At 39.6% G+C, this 24,810-nt stretch carries 24 protein-coding genes; 14 read left to right on the top strand and 10 right to left on the bottom strand.

Annotation, left to right across the window (positions count from 1 at the left end; genetic code table 11):
• Window positions 1-50: 50 nt before the first annotated feature.
• Together ACULLG_RS15320 and purU are read right to left on the bottom strand one after the other, a co-directional pair.
• On the bottom strand, window positions 51-755 hold the full coding sequence (locus ACULLG_RS15320; protein WP_452127675.1) for a DUF4197 domain-containing protein: 705 nt from the start codon (window positions 753-755) through the stop codon (window positions 51-53).
• Window positions 756-825: 70 nt separating this feature from the next.
• Window positions 826-1,674, bottom strand: coding sequence for a formyltetrahydrofolate deformylase (gene purU, locus ACULLG_RS15315; protein WP_452127674.1), 849 nt, complete (start codon window positions 1,672-1,674; stop codon window positions 826-828).
• Between the two features lie 141 nt (window positions 1,675-1,815).
• Here purU and ACULLG_RS15310 point away from each other — a divergent pair, with 141 nt between their 5' ends.
• Window positions 1,816-5,274 (top strand): methylmalonyl-CoA mutase family protein, encoded by a 3,459-nt coding sequence (locus ACULLG_RS15310; RefSeq protein WP_452127673.1) that lies wholly within the window; start codon window positions 1,816-1,818, stop codon window positions 5,272-5,274.
• Between the two features lie 28 nt (window positions 5,275-5,302).
• Here ACULLG_RS15310 and ACULLG_RS15305 read toward each other — a convergent pair whose 3' ends face one another.
• Entirely contained in the window at window positions 5,303-5,704 is a 402-nt protein-coding gene (locus ACULLG_RS15305) for a hypothetical protein (protein ID WP_420319985.1), read from the bottom strand.
• Window positions 5,705-5,824: 120 nt separating this feature from the next.
• On the opposite strand from ACULLG_RS15305, the gene ACULLG_RS15300 reads away from it, so the two are divergent.
• Both ACULLG_RS15300 and ACULLG_RS15295 read left to right on the top strand, forming a co-directional pair.
• The gene (locus ACULLG_RS15300; RefSeq protein WP_452127672.1) at window positions 5,825-6,271 is read left to right on the top strand and encodes an Lrp/AsnC family transcriptional regulator; all 447 of its coding nucleotides are present in this window, start codon (window positions 5,825-5,827) and stop codon (window positions 6,269-6,271) included.
• A gap of 73 nt (window positions 6,272-6,344) precedes the next feature.
• A complete protein-coding gene (locus tag ACULLG_RS15295) occupies window positions 6,345-7,760 on the top strand; it encodes an alpha/beta hydrolase (protein ID WP_452127671.1) in 1,416 nt (471 codons plus the stop codon).
• On the opposite strand, the gene ACULLG_RS15290 is transcribed toward ACULLG_RS15295, so the two are convergent.
• On the bottom strand, window positions 7,747-8,478 hold the full coding sequence (locus ACULLG_RS15290) for a DJ-1/PfpI family protein (RefSeq protein ID WP_452127670.1): 732 nt from the start codon (window positions 8,476-8,478) through the stop codon (window positions 7,747-7,749). The two genes, ACULLG_RS15295 and ACULLG_RS15290, sit on opposite strands and share 14 nt — an antisense overlap.
• 86 nt (window positions 8,479-8,564) lie before the next feature.
• Here ACULLG_RS15290 and ACULLG_RS15285 point away from each other — a divergent pair, with 86 nt between their 5' ends.
• Complete coding sequence (locus ACULLG_RS15285) at window positions 8,565-9,203, top strand: DUF1684 domain-containing protein (RefSeq protein WP_452127669.1); 639 nt, start codon at window positions 8,565-8,567, stop codon at window positions 9,201-9,203.
• Window positions 9,204-9,255: 52 nt separating this feature from the next.
• On the opposite strand, the gene ACULLG_RS15280 is transcribed toward ACULLG_RS15285, so the two are convergent.
• The 4 genes from ACULLG_RS15280 to crcB form a co-directional block, all read right to left on the bottom strand.
• The gene (locus ACULLG_RS15280; protein ID WP_452127668.1) at window positions 9,256-10,311 is read right to left on the bottom strand and encodes a porin; all 1,056 of its coding nucleotides are present in this window, start codon (window positions 10,309-10,311) and stop codon (window positions 9,256-9,258) included.
• A gap of 123 nt (window positions 10,312-10,434) precedes the next feature.
• On the bottom strand, window positions 10,435-11,673 hold the full coding sequence (locus tag ACULLG_RS15275; RefSeq protein ID WP_452127667.1) for an ammonium transporter: 1,239 nt from the start codon (window positions 11,671-11,673) through the stop codon (window positions 10,435-10,437).
• Between the two features lie 34 nt (window positions 11,674-11,707).
• Window positions 11,708-12,046, bottom strand: coding sequence for a P-II family nitrogen regulator (locus ACULLG_RS15270; RefSeq protein ID WP_452127666.1), 339 nt, complete (start codon window positions 12,044-12,046; stop codon window positions 11,708-11,710).
• Between the two features lie 263 nt (window positions 12,047-12,309).
• Complete coding sequence (gene crcB / locus ACULLG_RS15265) at window positions 12,310-12,684, bottom strand: fluoride efflux transporter CrcB (protein ID WP_452127665.1); 375 nt, start codon at window positions 12,682-12,684, stop codon at window positions 12,310-12,312.
• Window positions 12,685-13,224: 540 nt separating this feature from the next.
• Here crcB and ACULLG_RS15260 point away from each other — a divergent pair.
• Window positions 13,225-13,611, top strand: coding sequence for a pyrophosphohydrolase domain-containing protein (locus ACULLG_RS15260; RefSeq protein WP_452127664.1), 387 nt, complete (start codon window positions 13,225-13,227; stop codon window positions 13,609-13,611).
• A gap of 35 nt (window positions 13,612-13,646) precedes the next feature.
• On the opposite strand, the gene ACULLG_RS15255 is transcribed toward ACULLG_RS15260, so the two are convergent.
• Entirely contained in the window at window positions 13,647-14,711 is a 1,065-nt protein-coding gene (locus tag ACULLG_RS15255; protein WP_452127663.1) for a branched-chain amino acid aminotransferase, read from the bottom strand.
• A gap of 194 nt (window positions 14,712-14,905) precedes the next feature.
• Here ACULLG_RS15255 and mnmD point away from each other — a divergent pair, with 194 nt between their 5' ends.
• The 9 genes from mnmD to ACULLG_RS15210 all read left to right on the top strand — a co-directional run bounded on the left by mnmD (window position 14,906) and on the right by ACULLG_RS15210 (window position 24,038).
• On the top strand, window positions 14,906-15,568 hold the full coding sequence (gene mnmD, locus ACULLG_RS15250) for a tRNA (5-methylaminomethyl-2-thiouridine)(34)-methyltransferase MnmD (RefSeq protein ID WP_452127662.1): 663 nt from the start codon (window positions 14,906-14,908) through the stop codon (window positions 15,566-15,568).
• 135 nt (window positions 15,569-15,703) lie between these two features.
• Window positions 15,704-16,666, top strand: a complete 963-nt coding sequence (locus ACULLG_RS15245) for a TIGR01777 family oxidoreductase (RefSeq protein ID WP_452127661.1) — start codon at window positions 15,704-15,706, stop codon at window positions 16,664-16,666.
• 128 nt (window positions 16,667-16,794) lie between these two features.
• Window positions 16,795-17,370 carry a nucleotide exchange factor GrpE gene (locus tag ACULLG_RS15240; RefSeq protein WP_452127660.1) on the top strand — a complete coding sequence of 192 codons (576 nt, stop codon included), beginning with the start codon at window positions 16,795-16,797 and terminating at the stop codon, window positions 17,368-17,370.
• A 6-nt stretch (window positions 17,371-17,376) separates the two neighbouring features.
• Window positions 17,377-18,492, top strand: a complete 1,116-nt coding sequence (gene dnaJ, locus ACULLG_RS15235; protein ID WP_452127659.1) for a molecular chaperone DnaJ — start codon at window positions 17,377-17,379, stop codon at window positions 18,490-18,492.
• A gap of 317 nt (window positions 18,493-18,809) precedes the next feature.
• Window positions 18,810-19,748: an ABC transporter ATP-binding protein gene (locus tag ACULLG_RS15230; RefSeq protein ID WP_452127658.1), complete on the top strand. Its 939-nt coding sequence runs from the start codon at window positions 18,810-18,812 to the stop codon at window positions 19,746-19,748.
• Window positions 19,741-21,066 carry an ABC transporter permease gene (locus ACULLG_RS15225; protein ID WP_452127983.1) on the top strand — a complete coding sequence of 442 codons (1,326 nt, stop codon included), beginning with the start codon at window positions 19,741-19,743 and terminating at the stop codon, window positions 21,064-21,066. Before ACULLG_RS15230 ends, ACULLG_RS15225 begins: the two co-directional genes overlap by 8 nt.
• Window positions 21,067-21,072: 6 nt before the next feature.
• Window positions 21,073-21,966 (top strand): mechanosensitive ion channel family protein, encoded by an 894-nt coding sequence (locus ACULLG_RS15220; RefSeq protein ID WP_452127657.1) that lies wholly within the window; start codon window positions 21,073-21,075, stop codon window positions 21,964-21,966.
• 34 nt (window positions 21,967-22,000) lie between these two features.
• Window positions 22,001-22,864 (top strand): DUF6268 family outer membrane beta-barrel protein, encoded by an 864-nt coding sequence (locus ACULLG_RS15215; RefSeq protein WP_452127656.1) that lies wholly within the window; start codon window positions 22,001-22,003, stop codon window positions 22,862-22,864.
• A gap of 10 nt (window positions 22,865-22,874) precedes the next feature.
• Window positions 22,875-24,038 carry a sigma-54-dependent transcriptional regulator gene (locus tag ACULLG_RS15210; protein ID WP_452127655.1) on the top strand — a complete coding sequence of 388 codons (1,164 nt, stop codon included), beginning with the start codon at window positions 22,875-22,877 and terminating at the stop codon, window positions 24,036-24,038.
• Window positions 24,039-24,040: 2 nt separating this feature from the next.
• Here the strand turns inward: ACULLG_RS15210 and ACULLG_RS15205 are convergent, their stop codons facing one another.
• Window positions 24,041-24,751, bottom strand: a complete 711-nt coding sequence (locus ACULLG_RS15205; RefSeq protein ID WP_452127654.1) for a hypothetical protein — start codon at window positions 24,749-24,751, stop codon at window positions 24,041-24,043.
• Window positions 24,752-24,810 lie beyond the last annotated feature (59 nt).

Genomic DNA, 24,810 nt, shown 5'->3' with positions numbered 1-24,810 from the left:
TAATAACGATAATTTCTGAATGTTATTGCATAATTAAGAGAAAATTACAATTAATCTTGCAGAGCAAAGACTTTTTTTAACAAATCAGTAGTTCTTGACGCGATTTTGGTCCTAATCTCCTTTTCTTCAATCGCGATCATGGTGAAAACACCATCAAGCGCTTTTTCGGTAGTATAATTCGTTAAATCAGGATCAACATCTGAAGTTAGGGGCAAATTGTTGTATTTGGTGATGATGTTTTCCCATATTTGATCTGCACCCACTTTGCTAAAGGAATTTTTTATTACTGGGTTGAACTTCACAGCCAGTTTGTTACGGGTACTGCCTTCCAGATACGAGGTAGCTGCCTTGTCATTTCCCAACAAAATTTGTTTAGCGTCATTAAAGGTGATTCCCTTTACCGCATCGACAAAAATTGGTGTGGCTTCCTTTACCGCATCCTCAGCTGCCCTGTTTAAAATTCTAAGTCCCTCGTCGGCCAGGTTTCCCAAACCGATATCCCGAAGGGTCTTATCGACTTTCTTAAGTTCGTCCGGTAAAAGTATTTTAACCAATTCGTTTTTAAAAAAACCGTCTTTTGCGGTGAGTTTGTTCACCTGTTTTTCTATCCCAAAGTTCAATGCCTCTCTAAGGCCTTGTGCTATCTCTGCATTTCCAATTCCAGAGGTTCCCTGTGGCAGTTGGTTAACAACCTGTTGAAGTTCGGCGCAACCAAATAATTGAAAAGCCATAAAACATAAAAGCAATCGTTTCATAGTTGTTCTTGTTTAGTGTTTGATGTCAATTTACTGCTAATCCTTAAGAAAAATGATGCCAAATCGATAATTAAGAAAAAATAACGGTCTTGTTATTGTAAACAATGGTTTTTCTTTCCACATGTAGTTGGACCGCCCTGGAAAGCACAATTTTTTCCAAATCCCTTCCTTTGGCAATGAAATCCCTTATGGAATGGGAATGTGAAACCGTGGTTACGTCTTGCTCTATTATTGGACCAGCATCCAACTCAGCAGTAACGTAGTGACTAGTGGCACCAATAATCTTTACCCCTCTTTTAAAAGCAGCGTGGTATGGTTTGGCCCCGGCGAATGCCGGTAAAAAAGAATGATGGATGTTAATTATTTTTTGTGGATACACATCAATCACTGCGGGAGATATAATTTGCATGTACCTGGCCAACACAATGAAGTCAATCCCGTGTTCTTTCAATAGCTCCAACTGTTTTTGCTCAGCGTCCTTTTTGGTGTCCTTAGAAACGGGAATATGGTAATATGGAATTTGGAATTGGTCCGCTATATATTTTAAATCTGGATGATTGCTCAAGATAAAAGGGATATCCACCAGCAACTCGCCAGAATTATATCTGCTCAAAAGGTCATAAAGACAATGGTTGTATTTAGATACAAAAAGGGCCATTTTAGGCTTTTGCCCATCCATATGGATGTCCCAAGACATTGCATATTGTTTGGCAAGCTTTGTATTAAATGCCTGTTTAAAATCCACCAAGGAAAAAACATGCTCAAATTCACTGGTCAGCCGCATAAAAAAAACGCCCGCTTCTTTGTCAACATGTTGGTCCAAATAAACAATGTTTCCCCCTTTGGATTGAATAAAATGGGTTACAGAACTTATGATTCCGGGTTGATCATTGCAATGTATCAGTAACGTTAACTCCATGGCGTAGTTTTAGCTGGATAAAATTAGGATAATCCAAAAAGGAACCGAAAGCCATCATTATTTTTATAATATCCTAACTAAAACAGAAAATTCATTGCATTTTCCGTAAATTGCAGCTTAAAATTCGACCGTTTATTGTCAATGGAACAAATTAAGCCCTACACACCCAAAAATAAGATTCGAATCGTAACCGCTGCCTCCCTTTTTGATGGGCATGATGCAGCAATCAATATCATGAGGCGTATAATACAAGCCACTGGGGTGGAAGTAATTCATTTGGGACATGATAGAAGTGTACTTGAGGTCGTGGATTGTGCCGTTCAGGAAGATGCGAATGCTATCGCCATAACTTCCTATCAAGGAGGGCATAATGAATACTTCCGGTACATGTATGATCTGCTTCAAGAAAAGGGAGCCGCACATATTAAAATATTTGGAGGGGGCGGAGGTGTAATCCTACCTCAAGAAATTAGGGATCTTATGGATTATGGGATAGAACGGATCTATTCTCCAGATGATGGACGGGAAATGGGATTACAAGGCATGATCAACGACTTAGTTAAACGATGCGATAGTCCTGTGCCCGATTTAGTGCTTCCTGAAAAGATGAAGTTTGAAACGTCTTTAGCTGCAAAAAATGTGAATACCGTGGCCCGGCTCATTTCTTTGGCGGAAAATAGACATGGAGTTTTTGAATCGTACGTACCAGCAATTGAAAAAAGAGGATTGGATATGCCCGTACTTGGAATTACAGGAACAGGCGGGGCAGGTAAATCGAGTTTGGTTGATGAACTCGTTCGAAGATTTTTGGCAGATTTCCCTGAAAAGCATATCGGTATAATCTCTGTAGATCCATCAAAACGAAAAACGGGAGGAGCGCTATTGGGCGACCGTATCCGAATGAATGCTATCAATAACAATAGGGTTTATATGCGTTCGCTGGCCACGCGACAGTCCAATTTGGCATTATCCAAACATGTTTCAGAGGCGGTACAGGTGTTGAAGGCGGCCAATTTTGATTTGATCATTTTGGAAACTTCGGGTATCGGGCAGTCCGATACCGAAATTTTGGAACATAGTAATGTTTCACTTTATGTAATGACTCCTGAATTTGGAGCGGCCACACAGTTAGAGAAGATAGATATGCTCGATTTTGCCGATGTGGTTGCGATCAACAAATTTGATAAAAGAGGTGCTCAAGATGCTCTCCGCGATGTAAAAAAACAGTACATGCGCAACCATGGACTTTGGGATACAGACCAAAATGACCTACCGATATTTGGAACCATTGCTTCGCAATTCAATGATCCAGGTATGAACAAGCTGTACAAGGTGGTCATGGACACTTTGGTTACAAAAGCCAACGCTAAATTTACCTCTGCTTATGAAGTGTCCGATGAAATGTCGGAAAAAGTATTTGTGATACCTCCGGCAAGAACCCGCTACCTTTCTGAAATTGCAGAGAATAATCGGGCGTATGATTCAAGGGTTGAAGTACAAAGCAAAATTGCACAGCAACTATATGGCATTTTTCTGACCATTGCATCCATTGTGAAAATAGAGGAAACAAAATCCAGATTACAGCTACTGTCCAAATCCGGATTGGAAGAAAACAATGTCTTTGGTCAGCTTAAAGATAAAGATGACGAACAACTACTTTCTTTATTAATAAAGGAATTCGATAAGGTAAAAATGAACCTTGATCCACATCATTGGGAAACGATTTTGAAATGGCAGGAAAAGAAGGAACGCTATCAAGCAGAAATCTACACCTTCAAGGTTAGAGGCAAGGATGTTCAAATAAATACACATACCGAATCACTCTCCCACAGCCAAATTCCAAAAGTGGCCCTCCCCAAATATGAAGCTTGGGGAGATATACTAAAATGGAGTCTACAAGAAAATGTACCCGGTGAATTTCCATATACAGCAGGACTATACCCTTTTAAAAGGGAAGGGGAAGACCCCACAAGAATGTTTGCCGGAGAAGGCGGTCCCGAGCGCACAAATAGACGTTTTCATTATGTGAGTTTGGATATGCCAGCCAAGAGACTTTCCACAGCCTTTGATTCTGTCACGCTTTATGGGAGTGATCCCGACCATAGGCCCGATATCTATGGAAAAATTGGTAATGCTGGCGTATCGATATGTTGCTTGGACGATGCGAAAAAATTGTATTCCGGATTCGATTTGAGTAATCCAATGACTTCGGTGAGCATGACCATCAACGGTCCCGCCCCCATGTTATTGGCCTTTTTTATGAATGCCGCCATTGACCAAAATTGTGAAAAATACATCAAGAAAAATGGGTTGGAGAAAGAGGTAACCCAAAAAATAGACAAAATCTACAAGTCAGGAAAAGGAGAAAGACCATCATACTCAGGCGAGCTTCCCGAAGGAAATGACGGCTTGGGATTGATGCTTTTAGGGGTGACAGGTGACCAAGTTTTACCCTCAGAAGTCTATGAAAAAATAAAGAGTGAAACCTTAAATCAGGTCAGGGGTACCGTTCAGGCAGATATTTTAAAGGAAGACCAAGCGCAAAATACCTGTATTTTCTCTACCGAGTTTGCTTTGCGGTTGATGGGAGATGTACAGGAGTATTTTATTGAACATCAAGTGCGTAATTTTTATTCTGTTTCCATTTCAGGATATCATATTGCCGAGGCTGGGGCCAACCCCATTACGCAATTGGCTTTTACACTGTCCAACGGGTTTACCTATGTGGAGTATTATTTGAGTAGGGGAATGGATATCAATAAATTCGGCCCCAATCTTTCCTTCTTTTTCTCCAATGGTGTTGATCCCGAATATGCGGTGATAGGACGAGTTGCACGAAGGATTTGGGCCAAGGCCTTAAAAGAAAAATACGGAGCCGACCCAAGGGCACAAATGCTCAAATACCATATTCAGACTTCCGGAAGAAGTTTGCATGCACAGGAAATCGACTTTAATGATATTCGAACAACATTACAAGCACTCTATGCTATTTATGACAATTGCAATTCACTGCATACCAATGCATATGATGAGGCCATAACCACTCCAACGGAAGAATCGGTGCGTAGGGCCATGGCAATCCAATTGATTATAAACAAAGAGTTGGGCTTGGCCAAAAATGAAAACCCTATGCAGGGCTCATTTATTATTGAAGAATTGACCGATCTTGTTGAAGAGGCTGTCTTATTGGAATTTGATAGAATTACCGAACGTGGTGGTGTCTTGGGCGCTATGGAGACCATGTACCAACGTTCTAAGATTCAAGAAGAAAGCTTGCATTATGAGACACTAAAGCACTCGGGGGGGTATCCCATTATTGGGGTGAATACCTTTTTGAGTTCCAAGGGTTCCCCAACAATATTGCCGTCAGAAGTAATAAGGGCTACGCAAAATGAAAAACAAAATCAAATCGATACGCTTAAAAACCTCAATCAAAGAAATACGGTTGAAGCCAAAAAACAGTTGGATGAACTTAAGCAGACCGCTATAAAAAACGAAAACCTCTTTGAAAAGCTTATGGAAGTTGTCAAATGTTGTTCATTGGGACAGATTACAAATGCACTCTTCGAAGTAGGTGGTCAGTACCGACGAAATATGTAGGCAGGTGTTATTTGAAATGAATTAGGAGTTAATCGTTGCCGTTATTGAATGACTTTCTCCATTTTTTAAAGGAACTCCTAAAAGTCTTGATTTCCTTGCGAAGCAGGTTCAGGTATTCCTTTTCCTTAACACCATCACGCTCCAAACCATTGCAATAAGCTAAAATATTACGGGTCATGATATTGATAAAGGTCAAACTTTTCATTCGTACCGAATACGAATTGCTCAATGCGGCCATTTCCACCTCTTTGGTAATCAATGAGGCGTCGGTCATCAACGAATTGGATATGTCATTTCTAAAATTGTCTATTTTACGTAACGACAATCTATCCTTGTTGTATGTAAAATAAAGCGCAACGGCCTCACTCAAGTCGCGTAAGGCCAGCGATTTGCGATATACCCCAAGGGAATGTAAAGAACTCCTCTCCATTTTTTCTAGCAATTTTCTACCATAAAATTACGTAGGAAAAGAATAATTTAACTTTTATTTTTAAAGTAAAAATGCTATTTTACTTTAAATTATAAAATTTTACCACTGAATTTTCTTGTTATGCAAATAGATGATCTTAATTGGGAAATTTTAACATGTTTACAGCAAAACGCACGGGAATCTTTTGCCAATATTGGACGGAAGGTTGGACTTACGCCACCAGCAGTAGCCGAAAGGGTAAAAAAGATGGAAGACCTTGGCATAATAGAAGGTTATAACACAAATGTGTCATATGCAATGGCAGGTTATCAGCTTAAGGCCATAATTATGCTAAGGGCATTTATGGGGAAGTTGAAGCCCTTTCTGAATAAGGTGGGAAGCTATAAGGAAGTGGTCAATTGTTATCGAATCACAGGGAATGAGAATATTATTATGGAAGTTGTACTCAAAGACCAAGTGCATTTGGAAAGATTTATAGATGATTTAATAACCTATGGCGAGTGTAGAACCCATATTGTGCTTTCAAATGTTGTTGCCAATGCCCCAATCACTGATGGTAAGGTTTAATCGTTTTTTTCGCTTAATTTTAAGCCGGGCCATTCGATTGTCTTTTTGGCCAGATTTTTGCTGTGAAAGAGTTATGAATAAAAAATACGCGCTGTTTTTTCTTGTTATGGCGGTTATGCAGCCTTTACTATCGCAAGAGATGGTATTAAAAAAAGGCGCTATCCTTCAGTCGCTTCCGGTTAATGATTCTGTGGCCGATACCTTTTCCCTGTATTTGCCCACCAATTTTACTACGGAGAAACAATGGCCGCTGTTATTGGTGTTTGATATGGAGGGAAGGGAAAAGCAAACTTTGTCCATGTTTCTGAATTCAGCTGAGGAAGAGGGTTATGTTTTGGCCGCCCCGCAACTTCACGATAGCATTTCGTTGTCCAATAATATGGTCAAAACGGGAGAAGCACTTCAAAGAGTTTTGGAGATACTTCCCATAGGAAATTCCAGAATTTATGCTGCCGGAGCTGGTTCTGGGGGTCGATTTGCCAATTTGGTGCCACTTTTCGTAAAAGAAGTAAAAGGAGCATTGTCCATTGGGGCTTCCATTGCTAATATTGAATTGTTGAGTCCTAAAAGACCTTTTCATTTCATAGGAATCAGCAATAAGAACAATTACAATTACATCTCCATGCGGGCAATGAAAAGAGTGCTTGATCGGTTTAGATTTCCAAATCAATTGTTACTATATCCGCAATCCAAAGATTGGCCAGAAACCAGTTATTTATCAAAAGCCCTGCAGTACTTTACCTTACAGGCTATGCGAAAAAATGTAATTTCTACCGACTCATCATATGTTCAAAGAGCTTATGAGGCTGACCTGAACAGAATAAATGAACTAAAAAGTTTAAAGAAATTCTTGTTGGCGGAACAGCAGATGGTTGAAATGATGTCCATTTATGGGGTCTATAAAAATCTTGATTCACTTCGGAACGTTCAAAAAGAACTACGGAAGGACAAAGTTTTTAAAGGAATGAAAAGAAGCGAAAATGCTGCCTTGCTTAAGGAATCGTTGCTTAAAGAGGATTATCAATATTATTTGGAAGAAGATGTGATTACCCACAATTTCAACAATTTGGGATGGTGGAATTATCAAATGACCGAGTTGGATAAGTTTTTGAAAGGGATAAATCCATATGAAAAAGAAATGGGAAATCGTTTAAGGGGTTATGTCAATGCCTTGGCCGAAGATAATATTGATATCGTCCAATCCGAGGCACTGATTGACGAGGATGCCTTGGCATTTCTGTATGAGCTGAAAACGATACTGGAACCCCAAAATTTCGATTTTTACTTAAAGATAATAGCGCTGAGTGCCAAGAATGAAGATTTTGAAACAGCTCTGTTTTATTTGGAGGAGGCTTTGAAAAAAGGATTCAAGGATACGGACCAACTTTACAATTTAGAACATACCGCCCTGCTTCGAATTGATTCGAAATTCAATGAGTTGGTTTCTAAATATTTGAAGGACGCCCGGTACCAAATCAATGAGGAATAAATCGAGGCACTTCTTCCAGATTCCAATCTATAACCAGTCCACGAGCTATCGATTCGGTTATTTCCTTTCCATATAAATATTCGCAGAGGTATAATGCGGCCTCAAAACTTTTCGCCCCTCCGGCTGAGGTAATGTATTTTCCATCATGCACAAACAACACACTATCCTTTACATTTAGATGAGGGAACATTTCTTTGTATTTTGGAATATCACTTGGGAAAGTAGTGGAAGCAACATCATCTAAAATCCCTGTTTTGGCCAAAACAAAGGCACCATCGCAATGCGAAGTCACAAAAAGGGCCTCTTTGCTTACGTTCTTTACGAAGTTTAGCATGACGGTATCCTTTAAATCAGTATCTAAATGATGTTCGGCACTCGGCACTACTAGAATGTCGATTTTTGGAATGGAATCTTTGGTATAATCAAAATCCGGGAGGATGCGAACGCCTTCAAACGAGGTGATAGGCTCCAGCGTATTGGCCACAGTAAAAGTGTTCATGGCTTTGATGTTTTTTCGATACTGTGTATGCTGAAAAATATCGAAAGGGGCCGTAAATTCAGTATTGTACACCCCGTTCATGATTAAAAAAGCGACGTTGTACCTTTCTGGGGCCAGCTCCGGAAGGATTCTTTGGAGTGTATTTGTTTTTCCATTCTCTTTTTTGGTTGTGCAGCTAAGGATTAGTGCTAGTGCCAATAAGGCAAATAAATTTTTCATATGGACCATAATTTTAAACATGGAACAGCGCTAAGGTAGTATTAAGAATGATTTCCATTACTTTTATAGCTAACAAAATTTAGCAAATGAGGCGCCTAATAATTTTGACATTACTTCTGATTACCGGTTGCAAGTCGGACAAAAAATACCATGTATCCAGTGTGTCTTTGCAAGTGGAATCGCCCAAAGTAAGGGAGATATTGGATTTTCAGCATGAATTGAACGCTTCATTCAGGAATCCTGAAACGTCACCGTTACCTGATAAATATCGCATAGATTTTGAGGAATTGGATTTTTTTGAACCCGATACCACCTATGTGGTTGTGGCCAGGTTTGAGCGAACGCCTGATGCAGTTCCTTTTATGCTGGATACCACTACAGGGGAAAAAACGGAAGAAGTGGTCTATGGTATTGCGCATTTTCAGTTGAATGGAAAGCAGCATCAGTTGGAAATTTATCAAACACCAGCTTTACTTTCGCAAGAGAAATACAAAGATTATTTGTTTTTGCCTTTTTTGGATGAGACCAATGGATCTCAAACCTATGGAGGCGGACGTTATATTGATTTGACCATTCCCGAGGGGAATACCATTTTAATAGACTTCAATAAAGCGTACAACCCGTACTGTGTTTATAACAAAAAATACTCCTGCCCCCTAGTGCCGAGGCAAAATTATTTGAGAACTTCGGTGAGAGCAGGAGTGAAGGACTTTGTTAAACCCTAAAAGCCTTATTCCTAGGAATAAGGCTTTTGGTTGCGTTCTGCGAATATTTGAGTTAGAACGAATATATAGCCGCAAAGAGTACGGAAGCCAAGCTCGATGTTGGGTCGGCGTCGTTGTCGATAAATGCATCTTCAGATGCGCTGTCCAATCTAATTTCAGGTTTTAAAATCAGGTCGCCAATGGTGGCACTTCCGGTTAGGGTTAAAGCAAGCACGCTTGAATCGCCATCTGCATCGGAAGCTCCAATAGCTCCGAAGAAGTCTCCTTCCATAAAATATTCACCTCTCAACCCAATAGTGAAGTTTTCAGAGGTGGCCAATTGTGGATAAAGAGCGACGCCGGTAAAACTTCCACCATTGTCTTCCTGGCTGAAGTGTGCTGCGTTGATTCCTAAATAGAAATCTTCTGTTACATCAAATCCTCCGGTGTAATCAATTTCAAAACCTCCTTGGCTGTACAAGAAATTCAAAAACTGACCTGAGTATCCCAATTGCGCACCAACAGCGTAGTCTCCCGTTCCGTTCAACTCGGTCAAATCAGTTGGGTTCATTACGGCCAACATAGCACTCCAATCGCTACCTAAATCAAAATCTGCCTTTAAACCAGTATGACTAAAGGGTCCGTATGAAAATAAATAGGAAGTGCTATAGTTAAAGTTGGCTGCCGGAGAAATTACTTCATACCCCAAAAAGGTATTGAAGTTACCGAAGGTCAATGTTACATCCTCACTTACATTCCAATATACATATAACTGGTTTACAATGTCACCAGTTGCCGAGTACATTGGGGAGGCAAAAATAGCGTCGGTTCCCCTGGGTCCAAACACCAAGTCGGCTACAAAGCCTACTTTATCCCCTTCATAACTGGCTATTACATTGGCCATGCCCAAAGAAAACCCATCTAAATTGGCAAAGGAAGAACCTGGTGCAATGGCATCTTCACCATTTGGAGCGGTAATATTGGTTCTGTAATATGCGTCGACCGTTCCGCTAAATTCAAACTTTGTTTTGGCATCTTCTTCCTCTTGGGCCATTGCAATTGTTGACACGCTTGCGAGAGCCAAAAAAGCTATTTTTTTTATGTATTTTGTGCTGATAATCGTTTTCATAATCTTAATCATTTAGGTGCCTCATACCGAAGCATTTAATTGTTTTAAATAGAGATTTGTACAGTGAAAAAGGTTATTTAACGGAGCGTTCTGCCAAACGCTCCGTTTCCTTTTTATTAAATTTTAATGCTGGTTCATTCTAAAGTCTGCATAGGCATCCATTCCATGTTCGTGAATATCGAGTCCTTGCAATTCTTCTTGTTCGTCCACCCGAATTCCGGCTACCTTTTTGATGGCAAATAGAATGATAAAGGCTGTTAGAGGGCAGAATGTTGCCACGGCTCCAACCCCAGCTAATTGAATCAGAAACTGGTCAAAGCCTGCAAGTTCACCAAAAATACCTACCGCCAAGGTGCCCCATATGCCGCAAATCAAGTGAACTGCTACGGCTCCAACGGGGTCGTCCAATTTTAATCTGTCAATTAAAGCAACTCCGGCAACAATAACAATTCCTGCCAAGAGTCCGATAAGCACTGCTTCATTTGGGGACATTTTATCTGCACCGGCTGTAATTGCGACCAAACCACCCAAGATTCCATTAAGAAACATTGTTAAATCATAGGTTTTGTATGCAAGAAACGATGTTAGGAAAGCTGATACTCCACCGGCTGCAGCGGCCAATGAGGTTGTTACCAATACAAGGGATGTTAATTCTGGATCTGCGGAAAGCACCGAGCCTCCATTAAATCCGAACCACCCAAGCCAAAGAATCAATACCCCAGCTGCAGCCAAAGGTAGATTATGTCCTGGAATAGCTCTAGGTTTTCCATCATCACCAAATTTGCCAATTCTTGCACCAAGCAGATATACTGCAATAAGCGCGCCCCATCCTCCTACAGAGTGAACCAAAGTGGATCCTGCAAAATCATGGAACCCAAGGCTGCTTAGCCATCCGCCACCCCATTGCCATGATCCAACAATTGGGTAGATCAATCCTACATAAATAATGGTAAACAACATAAAGCCTCCTAGTTTCACCCTTTCGGCCACTGCTCCGGAAACGATTGTAGCTGCGGTAGCTGCAAACATCCCTTGAAACAAGAAGTCTGTCCACCAAGTGTATCCGCCATCGGCATATGCTGCGGTCATTCCGCCTTCCGGTGCGGCTATTCCGAATCCAGCAAACTTTAAGAAACCGGCATCGCCATCCTCAAATCCTGGGTACATCAAGTTGAATCCACCTATATAATATAATAGGAGTCCAACACATATAATAAATACATTTTTAAATAAAATGTTTACTGTATTTTTTTGTCTGGTAAGACCGATTTCCAAGAAGGAGAACCCCAAGTGCATAAAGAACACTAATGCGGTACAAATCATCATCCAAACGTTATTCGCTGTAAATAATCCTGCGTCCATAATCTTTAAATATTGTGTGAGTTAAGTTTAGTGGTTAATTAATTCCGGCGCTTCCGCTTTCCTTGGTCCTTATTCTGTAAGCTTCGATAACATCGGTAACGAATATTTTACCATCGCCCACATTTCCTGTGGATGCTGCATCCAGCAAGGTGTTCACGGTCCGCTCCAAAAAGCTGTCCGATACCACAATGACCAAGTATCTGCGCTGTATATCGGAAGTACTATAGGATATACCTCTATATACATGCCCTTGTTTTTCATTTCCAACTCCGGTTACATCCCAGTAACTGAAGAAGTTTACCTCGATTTCATGAAGTGCTTTTTTAACTTCATCAAACTTGGATTTTCTAATAATTGCCTCAACTTTTTTCATAATTAAGTAGTTAATTGATGGGGCAAATATATACTAATGGATGAATGACTATTGAATTAATAGGGGGTAATTGGTAATTTTTATATTTATTTAAAATTTACCCCTGTAATTTTAGGGGTATATTATTTAAAAAGTAGTTTTTTTGAATATTTAACCTTATAAATTAAAACCTAGGCGCTTGTTCAGGACTTTTTAGATTGAAGAAACTTTCCTTTGGAAGGATTTCTGCAGATATATAAAAGAAAATATTGTGGTAAGGGTAATTACTCTCCCAATTTGGAAAGCCAAAGACCAACAGCTACGGCAATTATGCCAACAACTATGCTAGAAATGGTATAAAAGGAAAAATGTAGGAGCTCACTATTTTTTAGTAAGCTATGTTTTTCAAAAGCAAATGCAGAAAATGTTGTGAACCCTCCACAAAAGCCCGTAGCTAAAAAAAGCGAAGTATTGGCAGATAGTAAATTATTGCGTGAAGATATGCCTAGAATCACTCCAATGAGAAGGCAACCCACAATGTTGACTAAAAAAGTACCTAAAAAGAAGTTTTGTAAAACCACATTAAGCGGTTTGGAAACGATGAATCTAAGTGCGCTACCCAAACCACCGCCCAAAAAAACAAGAAGTACCTGCTTCATACCCTAAAGGTACAAACTAAACAGCTTTCTTGTATTCAGCATCGGAGAGTTGTTGACTGGGGGAAGTTTTGGTAATTGAAGTCTCCGAAATTTTGATAACTGGTTTTTTGAACTTCTTATTAGCTCCATTCACGCTAAAAATCAATAAAGCTGCGTTAACTATAAGCAAAACAAAAAGAATACCGAAAAAGGTTGTCATTTCTTACCAAACTTTAATACTACAAAAGTACGTCTTTTCCTATAGTATACGTGCTACTCTCTGATTAAAGTTGTAAAGCAGGTAATTTTTGTGGTGAATTCAAAGTTCCTGTTAATTTTTGAGAAAATGTTTAATCAAAAACAAAATGATCACAAAAGTGATAAAAGCGATAAGAATCCACAGAACACCTTTGTAGTTCTTTTTATGGAGGGTTTTGTCCTTGCTATACGATAGAATAATAACAATTACAAAACCAATAACAAAAAGGGCGGCAAAAATTAGTTGTCCTGTGCTGAACATATTTCATATTTTTATGCAAAACTAAATCAATTCGAAGGATAATGAAAAGCAAAATAAAAGCTGTTGAACGCTTCCACAATTCTTTTGGACTTGGGGTCTCGAATGCGCCAAAAGCCAATTTAGGAGCGGAAAAGAACCGCTTACGGTTCAATCTTATGGACGAGGAGAACAAGGAATACCTTGAAGCTGCAAATGATAATGACCTTGTGGAAGTTGCCGATGCATTGGGCGATATGCTTTATATTTTGTGTGGAACCATTCTGGAGCATGGAATGCAGTACAAAATTGAAGAGGTCTTCGAAGAAATTCAGCGTAGCAACATGAGTAAATTGGGGAAGGATGGTAAACCTATTTATAGGGAAGATGGGAAGGTGCTGAAAGGACCCAATTATTTTAAACCTGATATTCAAGCAATTTTGGATAAATAAAAAGGGCGCTTTTAAGCGCCCTTTTTATTTTGGTGCTATACTTTATATCGCCAACCAAATTTATCCTCGGCACGATTATATTGGATATCTGTTATTCGTTTTTTAAGTAAGGAGGCATAGCTGTTTTCCAACTCTGGAAGGTTATAATCAACTTCTTTGTAACCAAAAGCTGCAATAGGCGATACCACCGCAGCAGTTCCAGCTCCAAACATTTCTTTTAGTGAACCATTTTTGGCTGCCTCTACAACTTCGTTTACTGAAATTTTGCGAACCTCTGTAGCTATTCCTTCATCTTTGGCAATATCCAAAATACTCTTTCTGGTAATTCCATCAAGTATACGATCGCTTGTGGGTCCAGTGATCAAGGTATCGTTTATGCGCACAAATATGTTCATGGCACCTGCTTCCTCAATATACTCATGATTGTTGTCATCGGTCCAGATAACTTGTTGGTATCCCTTTTCCACGGCCAACTGGGTTGGGTAAAACTGTCCGGCATAATTTCCGCCAGCTTTTGCAAAACCTACTCCGCCGTTTGCGGCCCTTGAGTAATTTTCTTCAATTAAAACTTTGACTTTCCCAGAAAAATAAGCACCGGAAGGAGCGCAGGCAATAATGAATTTATATTCGTCAGCAGGAGAGGCATGGAAGCCGGTCCCGGATGCTAAAATAAAAGGTCTGATATATAATGAACTACCAGGTGTGGTCGGAATCCAATCACTTTCAATTTGCAAAAGTGTGGTCAATCCTTCCATAAAGTATGCTTCCGGAAGTTCAGGAATGGCCAATCTTTTTGCTGATTTGTTCAAACGTTTAAAGTTTTCAACAGGTCGAAACAACCAAGCATTGCCCGATTCATCTTTGTAGGCTTTCATTCCCTCAAAAATTGATTGACCATAATGAAAAATCTTTGCAGAAGGTTCCAGAGAAATAGGTTGATATGGAACAATTTTTGGAGTTTGCCATTGTCCATTCACATAATCACAGACCAGCATATGGTCCGTGTAAATGCTTCCAAAAGATAGATTATCAAAATCTACATCATGGATTTTGGAGCTTTTTGCTTTCTCTACAACCAAAGAATTTGTCATTGTTTCCATATTGAAAAGATTTGAACGGGTAAAATTAAACAATAAGCTAGTGCATTGCTTACTTTTATCTTAAAATTAAACAGTTTTGGTCTGAAATTTTAGGATTTTTTCATTCTCGAAAGTATTTAACATTTTTGGTGCAGCTTGCACAATGGAAGTTGGTAATGAATGCCTGATTATCAGTCTAAATAGACGGTAAAATCGTGAAAAGAAGAATAATCACAACTGGAGATGGTTCCAAAACCATTCAAATTGAAGATTGGGATGAACAATATCACTCCAAACATGGGGCTGTGCAAGAAGCATATCATGTTTTTATTGACCACGGGCTTCGATTGTTTAGGGATGCCAGCATCAAGATTTTGGAAATTGGTTTTGGAACGGGTCTAAATGCCCTAATAACACTTTTGGAAAAAGATAAATTCGGTTTAGAAATTGATTATGTTGGGGTCGAAGCGTTTCCTGTAGCAATGGATGAAGTGCAGCAATTGGATTATTGTGATCAATTGAACGCGTTGGATTATTACCAAACATTCATAAAAATGCACAGTGAACCATGGGAAACCCCTTCGGTAATTAGTTCAGGATTTAATTTGGAAAAGCAGTTGAAGGATTTTAAATCAATAGATGATACCAATTTGTTCAATCTTATTTATTTTGATGCTTTCGGCGCTCGGGTACAACCGGAGCTTTGGACCGAGGATATATTTTCAAAAATGTACAGAGCATTGATCGATGGGGGAGTTTTGGTCACCTATTCCGCTAAGGGAAGTGTGCGTAGAGCATTGCAAGCGGTAGGTTTTAAAGTCGAACGGCTTCCTGGTCCCCCTGGAAAAAGGGAAATGTTACGGGCAACCAAAAAATGACTTTCTAAATACCATGTTAAATCCAACCCTAAATATTATCATAAATTAAACTAAAGTTTAAACATTAATGTTAAACCTAAATTAATGCCCAATATGCTGAGGATGAAACCACTAATTTTACTTTAAAATGTACGTATGAAGGTGTTGATGACAGGGGCAACAGGATTGATTGGAAAAACAATTATTAATGCGCTCAAGAAAAAGGGGATTGCCGTTAACTATCTTACCACAAGCAAGAGAAAAATAGTTGATGCGGAAACCTTGAAGGGCTTCTATTGGAATCCATCAAAAGGAGAAATTGATTTGGCTTGCTTTGAAGATGTTGTTGCGGTCATTAACCTCGCGGGATCTAGTATTGCCAAAAGATGGACCAACCGTAACAAGAACAGAATCCTGAACAGCCGTATTGAGAGTCTTGAAACGCTTTATGTTGGTATGAAACAAATAGATTCCTCAGGAATAAACTCTTTCGTTTCCGCTTCGGCTATAGGAATTTATCCCAATTCGCTATCCAGTTTTTACAATGAGGAAATTACCGATGTAGATGATAGTTTTTTGGGTAAAGTTGTGAAAGAGTGGGAGAAAAAAATGGATGCCTTTCAAGATTTTGGATGCAATGTGGCTAAAATTAGAATTGGAATTGTACTTTCCAATTTGGGAGGAGCCTTACCTAAAATGGCCAGACCCATTCGCAATTTTGTAGGTGCCAGTTTTGGTCATGGACAACAGTGGCAATCTTGGATACATGTAGATGATTTGGCGCAAATATTTGTATTTGCCCTCGAAAATAATCTTGATGGCACCTTTAACGGGGTGGCTCCAAATCCGGTGACGCATGCTAAAATGACCAAGCAATTGGCAAAAGTACTGGAACGTCCGCTGATTTTACCAAACATTCCAAGGTTTGTTATGTACATGCTTTTGGGCAAAATGGCGTATTTGCTTTTTACCTCTCAGCGGGTTAGTAGCAAACGAATCGAGAACAAAGGATTTCAATTCCAATACCCAAACATAGGTCAAGCTTTAGAACAAATATATCAGCCGAAAAGTGGGAATGGCGCATCTGAAATTCAAGCCTTGGACGAGAAGTTGATATAGAAAACAAACGCTGTAAAAACAATGTATCCGCCTTTGGCGGATTTTTTTATGTTTTGTAGTGACATTTTGACATTTTTGGACAATTGGCAGTACTTTTGCCACTTCAAAAAAGATAAAATCAAGAGTATATGAGCAAGAAAAGTAAGGTTGAGGAAATGAACGGGGAACTCAACGATTCCCAATCTGTGGAAAATCCTGAGCTGAACGATGAAAATAAGGCGGCCGAAACCGAGACGGATACTCAGGAAGAAATTTCTACTGAAGACCAGCTACGGAATGATTTGGCCAAGGAAAAAGATAAATTCCTAAGACTTTTTGCTGAATTCGAGAATTTTAAGAAAAGAACTTCCAAAGAACGGATGGAACTTTTTAAAACCGCTGGTCAGGAGGTAATCGTTTCTTTGCTTCCTGTGATGGATGATTTTGATAGGGCATTAAAGGAAATTTCAAAGTCTGAGGATAAGGAAATGTTCAAAGGTGTGGAGCTTATCAATAACAAATTAAGAGAAACCCTCAAAGGAAAAGGGCTTGAGCAGATAAAAGTGAAAGAAGGTGATGTTTTTGATGCTGAAGTACACGATGCTATCACACAAATACCCGCTCCAAACAAAAAGTTGAAAGGAAAAATAATTGACGTGGTCGAGAAAGGATTTAAACTTGGCGAACGCATCATAAGGCACCCGAAGGTGGTTGTCGGTAACTAAAAGCACATGAAACAGGACTATTACGAAATATTGGGAGTTTCCAAAGGTGCTTCGGCGGCCGAAATTAAAAAAGCCTACCGTAAAAAGGCGATAGAATTTCACCCCGACAAAAACCCCGGTGATACCAAGGCAGAGGAAATGTTCAAGAAAGCAGCCGAAGCATATGAGGTGCTGAGTGACCCGGACAAGAAAGCCAAGTACGACCAATTTGGTCATGCAGCCTTTGAAGGTGGTGCCGGATTCGGCGGCGGTATGAATATGGATGATATCTTCAGTCAATTTGGTGATATTTTTGGCAGCGCTTTTGGTGGAGGTGGCTTCGGTGGTTTCGGCGGATTTGGAGGTGGCCAGCGCCGGGTTAAAGGAAGTAACCTTCGTATTCGTGTAAAACTTACCTTGGAGGAAGTTGCCGAAGGGGTGGAGAAAAAAGTTAAGGTCCGAAGGAAGAAACAAGCCCAAGGCGTTACCTATAAAACCTGTTCCACCTGCAATGGTAGCGGTCAAGTAACCAAGATTACCAATACCATTTTAGGTAGAATGCAGACGGCCACCACGTGTAATACCTGTGGCGGAGCTGGACAAAGTATAGATAATCGCCCTAGTGGTGCGGATGCCCAGGGATTAACCGTGGAAGAAGAAACGGTTTCCATCAAAATACCACCTGGAGTGGAAGAGGGCATGCAACTCAAGGTCTCGGGCAAAGGCAATGAAGCCCCTGGAAATGGCATTCCCGGTGATTTGTTGGTTGCTATTGAGACGTTGGAACATGATACATTAAAAAGAGAGGGAGATAACCTGCATTACGACCTTTATATCAGTTTTTCAGAAGCGGTCTTAGGTAGTTCAAAAGAAATCGATACGGTTGGTGGAAAGGTTCGCATTAAATTGGAACAAGGTATTCAATCGGGTAAAATTTTAAGATTACGAGGCAAGGGCATTTCCAGTATCAATGGTTATGGTAGCGGTGATTTGCTCGTTCACGTTAACGTATGGACGCCCAAAGAGTTAAATAAAGAGCAAAAAGAATTTTTCGAGCGAATGCAGAATGATGACAATTTTGAGCCTAAACCTGAGAAATCGGATAAATCCTTTTTCGAGAAGGTAAAAGATATGTTCTCTTAACTGAAAAGTTTCCTGTTTAAATAAAAAACGTATATTTGAAACAGATGTTGGGCAACCAATATCTAATTTTCTTTTTCATAGCAATTTTTTTCCCATCCTTGATTTATTTGAGGGTGGGTTTTGTTTTTATTGAGGTACCCTTTTTTTTGGGCAAATACATATCTTTGAAATGAGCTTGAAAAAATTAATTATTGGCATTTAGTCTGATATAATTAATCTTTTTATGCGAAAGCGAAGCGGTCGATTTATGCAGAATAATTTTTATTATCCTGATCAAGGATCAATAAAAATTTTAAATAAATGAAAAAACACCTTAAATGGATGATATCCTTGTTGCCAGTAACGTGTCCAAGGCCTATGGAGACTACACCGCACTGAACAATATTTCCCTTAATATCCCCAAAAATTGTATTTATGGACTTCTAGGCCCAAATGGTGCCGGAAAGACGACATTTATACGCATAATCAATCAAATTATATATCAAGATGCCGGCGAGGTGATTTTTGATGGAGAACCACTTACTTCCGAACACATTTCGCATATAGGTTACCTACCTGAGGAAAGAGGACTTTATAAAAGTATGAAGGTTGGCGAACAGGCACTCTACCTGGCCCAGTTAAAGGGACTATCAAAAACTGAAGCCAAAAAAAGGTTGAAATACTGGTTCGACCGATTACATATTGGTGACTGGTGGAACAAGAAAATCCAAGAGCTTTCCAAAGGAATGGCGCAAAAAATACAGTTCATCGTCACCGTTTTGCACGAACCCAAATTGTTGATTTTCGATGAACCTTTCAGCGGATTCGACCCGATAAATGCCAATATCATCAAAGACGAAATTCTCCAGCTCAAAGAAAAAGGAACTTCAATCATATTTTCAACACATCGTATGGAGTCGGTGGAAGAACTCTGTGAGTACATCGCACTTATCCATAAATCAGAGAAAATATTGGACGGAAAACTGTCCGAAATAAAAAAAGCATATAAGAACAACATTTTTAATGTTGGCTTGGAGGTTCAACAAGATGGCCATTTATTTTTAAAAGCATTGGAAGACAAATTCAACATACTTTCATCTCATTTTGATGCTAAAGAGAATCAGTTGGATTTTGCTCTGCAATTACCTTCCAATCGTACGTCGGATATCATTGCAGAACTATCCAAAAAGGCCAACATTAACCGTTTTGAGGAAACTGTACCATCGGCAAACGATATTTTTATCCAAACCGTAAATAAAAAGGACAATGATAGATAAGTTGCGATTGATCATAAAGCGGGAGTACCTGGCAAAGGTGCGCAACAAGTCCTTTATTGTAATGACCATTTTAAGCCCCATCTTAATTGTGGGGATGATTGTGTTGATAGCATTTCTGACCGATATTAACGACAATGAAAAAAGGGTAATTGCCGTCCTTAACCAAAGTGATTATTTCCAAAAAGAGTTCAAAACAACCGCGAATACTTCTTACGTGCAGTTTAAGGACATTTCTTTGGATCAGGCCAAGGATTCCACCATTTCATTAGGATATTATGGACTGATTTATCTTCCCTCTGGGAAAAATTTGGAAGAGGCTGCTGAAGGTGCTTATCTATTCACTCAAGACAATCCAAACACCAATGTGATTGGCGGGCTTGAAAATATCTTTCAAAAAAGATTGCGTCAACAGCGGTTAGAGGGATTAGGGGTTTCATCCAAAGAATTTTCAAATATTGAAAAGCCATTCGAGCTCAATTTATCCAGTTTTGATGGAGAAAAAAGTGTAAAGGGCATCAATGAGATAAAAGCATTTATCGGTGGAGTTTTTGGATATGCTATAATGATGTTCATTATTATATATGGCGGTTTTGTAATGCGCAGTGTAATTGAGGAAAAGACCAGTAGAATTATTGAAGTGATCATTGCCTCAGTAAAGCCCTTTCAATTAATGTTGGGAAAGATCATTGGAACTTCTTTGGCCGGAATTACACAATTTGCCATATGGATTGTTTCTGCCTCCTTGTTACTATTTATTTCCACCCTTGTTTTTAAAATTGATTTGGGTGCCCTTTCAAGTGAAGCTAATCTTACGCAGGGTATTCAGGGTATGCCACAATTGGATAGTGAAATGATGTTGTACGCCAAAGAAATATTGAACATCCCCTGGGCACTTTTAATAAGTTCCTTTTTGGTATATTTTATTTTGGGCTATTTGATCTATAGCTCCATTTATGCGGCAATAGGAGCCGCTGTTGATAACGAAACGGACACCCAACAATTCATATTTCCCATTATTTTACCATTGATGTTGGCCATTTATGTTGGCTTTTTCTCGGTTTTTAGCAATCCCCATGGACCTATAGCCGTTGGCTTTTCGTTGTTTCCACTTACATCCCCCATAGTGATGTTAATGCGTTTGCCCGGCGGTATTGGCGAAGGTGGCGTACCTTTGTGGCAATTGTTGCTGTCTATTACACTTTTAATAATCACTTTTTTAGGGATTGTTTCGTTGGCGGCAAAAATTTATAGGATTGGAATTTTGATGTACGGCAAACGGCCAACTTACAAGGAACTGTTCAAGTGGCTACGATATTAAATAACAATGCAGGACAATAACAGCGAAATAAAAGAAATCATTCAAGAAGATATTTGGGGTTCCATCAAGGAATTTCTGAATTGGGGAATCCATGTAGGGCAAGGGGAAAAATCCATCCACCTAACTATTGGATTGCTCTTGTTGTTGGTAGTGGCGTTTGTGGTCACCAAATTTCTATTAAAATGGCTTCGGCATCTGCTTACCCGTAAAATGGAAACTGAGGATAAGCAGAAATTCACTAGTGTCTTTAAGTTTACCAACTATTTGGTTTATTTGGTGGTGGTCATGATTACCCTGAGCGCCGCTGGAATTGATATTACCTTGGTCATTACGGCCTCAGCGGCACTTTTTGTTGGTTTAGGACTCGCTTTGCAGGAGTTGTTCCAGGATATTTTAGGTGGAATTTTTATCATTGTCGATAAATCACTCCAAGTAGGTGATATTGTCAAGGTGGATGGTAAGGTGGGAAAGGTATTTGAGATAAAACTCCGTACCGCTAGGGCCATTACCAGAGATGATAAGGTTATAATTATTCCCAATCACAAATTTATAAGTGATATCGTTTACAACTATACCCAAAACCATAAAACCACTCGGGAAAGTGTTAGCGTTGGTGTGGCTTATGGAAGCGATGTGCAATTAGTGACCCAATTGTTGGAACAGGTGGCTGACGAACAAAGAAGAGTGCTGAAAAACCCAAAGCCCTTTGTGCTTTTTGATGATTTTGGCGATTCTGCACTTTTGTTTTCATTGCATTATTTTACCAACGACATTTTTGGCGACCTTAAAATAAAAAGTGAGATACGATATAACATCAATTCAAAATTTAAAGACAATGGTGTTAGCATCCCGTTCCCGCAGCGCGATGTGCATTTAATTCCACCACAAAAACCTCAGTAGTATAAAAACCTCGACATGCCATACTGCTTTTAGGATGCTTATCGCTTCCATGGGATTCTTTTATGCCTCCCTGTCATATGCGCAAAGCTCTGATGTTTTTAGGATTGATTACCTGAATATCCCTGAGAACGATACAGGTATCAAAACCCAGCGATATAAATTCCTGTTCAATCTACCGATAAAGGTCAATGCCAAAAAGGACTACCTCATTACTGGTATTGAATACAATAGGTTTGATATTGGTTATTCGCAGGATTTCCCGTTTGATAAAAGAGACCTTATTCGGTTTCATGTGGTCGATCTGAATCTTGGATTTATTACAAAATGGAACCAAAATTGGAATTTGGTTACCATTCTTACCCCTAGATTGGCTTCAAATTTCACACATGGAACGGTGTCCGATGATTTCTTCATGAATGCCACCGCTACCTTTTGGAAAGAAAACACCAAAGCGGATAAACCCTATCGTATTGTTCTAGGGTTATCCTATAATAGTACCACAGGATTACCTGTTCCCTTACCGTTGGTAAGTTACTACCGGAGGTTCCATCCCAAATGGTCATTTACATTAGGAATCCCCCGATCTAACTTCAAACATCACATAACCAAAAAACATACTTTTGAAATGGCACTATTCTTGGATGGGTATTTTCTGAACATTCAGGATGATATCGCATTGCCAGCAAATCAGATTGGGTCCAAAATTTCGTTATCAGCGTTGGTAGGAGCAGTAGGTTATCAATATAATATCTCGAAACGGATGGCCCTCTATGCATTTTTCGGACGTACGTTTGAACAAGAAGGGAAGTTGAGAAATGATGATCGCGGAGATGTTTTTTTATTGAATGATGAATCAAATCTTTATATTAGGACTGGGTTCAAAATTGGAATCTTTTAAATAACAGACTATGTCAAAAATATTGGTGATTGAAGATGAATCTGCCATCAGAAGAGTATTGGTAAAGATATTGGGTGAAGAAAATGAAGCTTATGAGGTTCATGAAGCAGAAGATGGCCTAAAAGGCGTTGAATCCATAAAGAAGGACGATTTTGACTTAGTTCTCTGTGATATAAAGATGCCCAAAATGGATGGGGTGGAAGTTTTGGAAGCAGCAAAAAAAATCAAGCCCGAAGTACCGTTCATAATGATATCTGGCCATGGTGATTTGGATACAGCGGTCAATACCATGCGGTTGGGGGCTTTTGATTACATCTCCAAACCCCCAGATTTAAATCGACTTTTGACCACCGTAAGAAACGCATTGGACCGTAAAGAATTGGTTGTGGAGAACAAAATTCTGAAGAAGAAAGTCTCCAAAAACTATGAAATGGTCGGGGAAAGCAAGGAAATTGGTGTTATCAAGGACATGATCGAGAAAGTTGCTCCTACAGATGCAAGAGTGCTTATAACCGGTCCAAACGGTACAGGAAAAGAGTTGGTGGCACATTGGCTGCATGAAAAGAGTCAGCGTTCTTCAGCACCTTTTATTGAGGTGAATTGTGCCGCAATTCCCTCAGAATTGATAGAAAGTGAACTTTTTGGACACGTGAAAGGGGCTTTTACCTCTGCAGTCAAGGACAGAGCTGGAAAGTTTGAGGCAGCCAACAAAGGCACTATTTTTTTGGATGAGATTGGCGATATGAGTCTATCGGCACAAGCCAAAGTGCTGCGTGCACTCCAGGAAAACAAAATTTCCCGGGTAGGAACCGACAAAGACATTAAAGTAGATGTGCGGGTTTTGGCAGCAACCAACAAAGACCTCAAAAAGGAAATAGCGGATGGAAAGTTCCGGGAGGATCTGTACCATAGATTGGCAGTGATTTTAATTAAAGTACCTTCCCTTAACGATAGAAGAGATGATATCCCGATATTGATTGACCATTTTGCAACGAAAATAGCATCAGAACAGGGTACAGCCCAAAAAGGCTTCTCCAAAAAAGCCATTGAACTTTTAAAAGGCTATGATTGGACTGGAAATGTTAGGGAACTTCGTAATGTTGTGGAACGCCTGATTATTCTTGGAGGCAAAGAGGTCTCAGAAGATGATGTAAAATTGTTTGCGAGTAAATAAGCTTATTCTTCGGTACATTCACCAAGTCTGTTTAATGCTTCTTTGGCAATGGTTTTCACCCGTTGATGATATGTCTTTTTTGCTACGGTCAGTTCTGTTTTGAGCAATGTATTTTGGGCCTCCTCATGGATTTTGGTGATAAATCTACTCGCTTCTTTGCAGTCTACTTCTGTGACTACTTTGTCCAATGAGGTCTCAAATCCCAAAAGGCAATTGTGCACCATTTTCTTAAGATCACCTTGAGGTAAAAGTATACCCACTTCATTTTCCACAGATTCCCTGGTATTTAAAACCAAGAGGTCATTGCCATAAGTACTTGAAATATCCTGTTCAAAAACCCGAAGAACCTTAACTCCGATAATGGTGTTCTCCAATGCCAAGTGCAACCACTCCTTGGAATCCTCAAAAGATTTGGTGACAGTGGCACTTTTTAGGTGCATCGATGCCTTTTCTAGACTTTCTATTGCCGCAGAACAACCACAATCCAAAAAGTTCAATCGCGTTTTTTCAATACCATTGAGTGCTTTAAATGAGTGGTATTTGGACATTTCAAACTCATCGGCAATAATTGCCCTTTGGAGCTCATCCTTTATATATTCGATGTTGGAACTTGCATATTCGCAAGCATTTCGTGTGGCAAAGGAAGACATTAATAATAAGCCCAGAAGACCTATTATAAAGACTATAAGTAGGATAATCTTTCTTGATTTCATAGCACTGGATTTGGGACAATGCGTCTGTTGACAATCACTAAGTTACGCTGGTAGCTGGG

It is taken from the genome of Flagellimonas sp. 2504JD1-5, from assembly GCF_053618295.1.
This window is presented reverse-complemented; position numbering and strand designations above follow the sequence as displayed.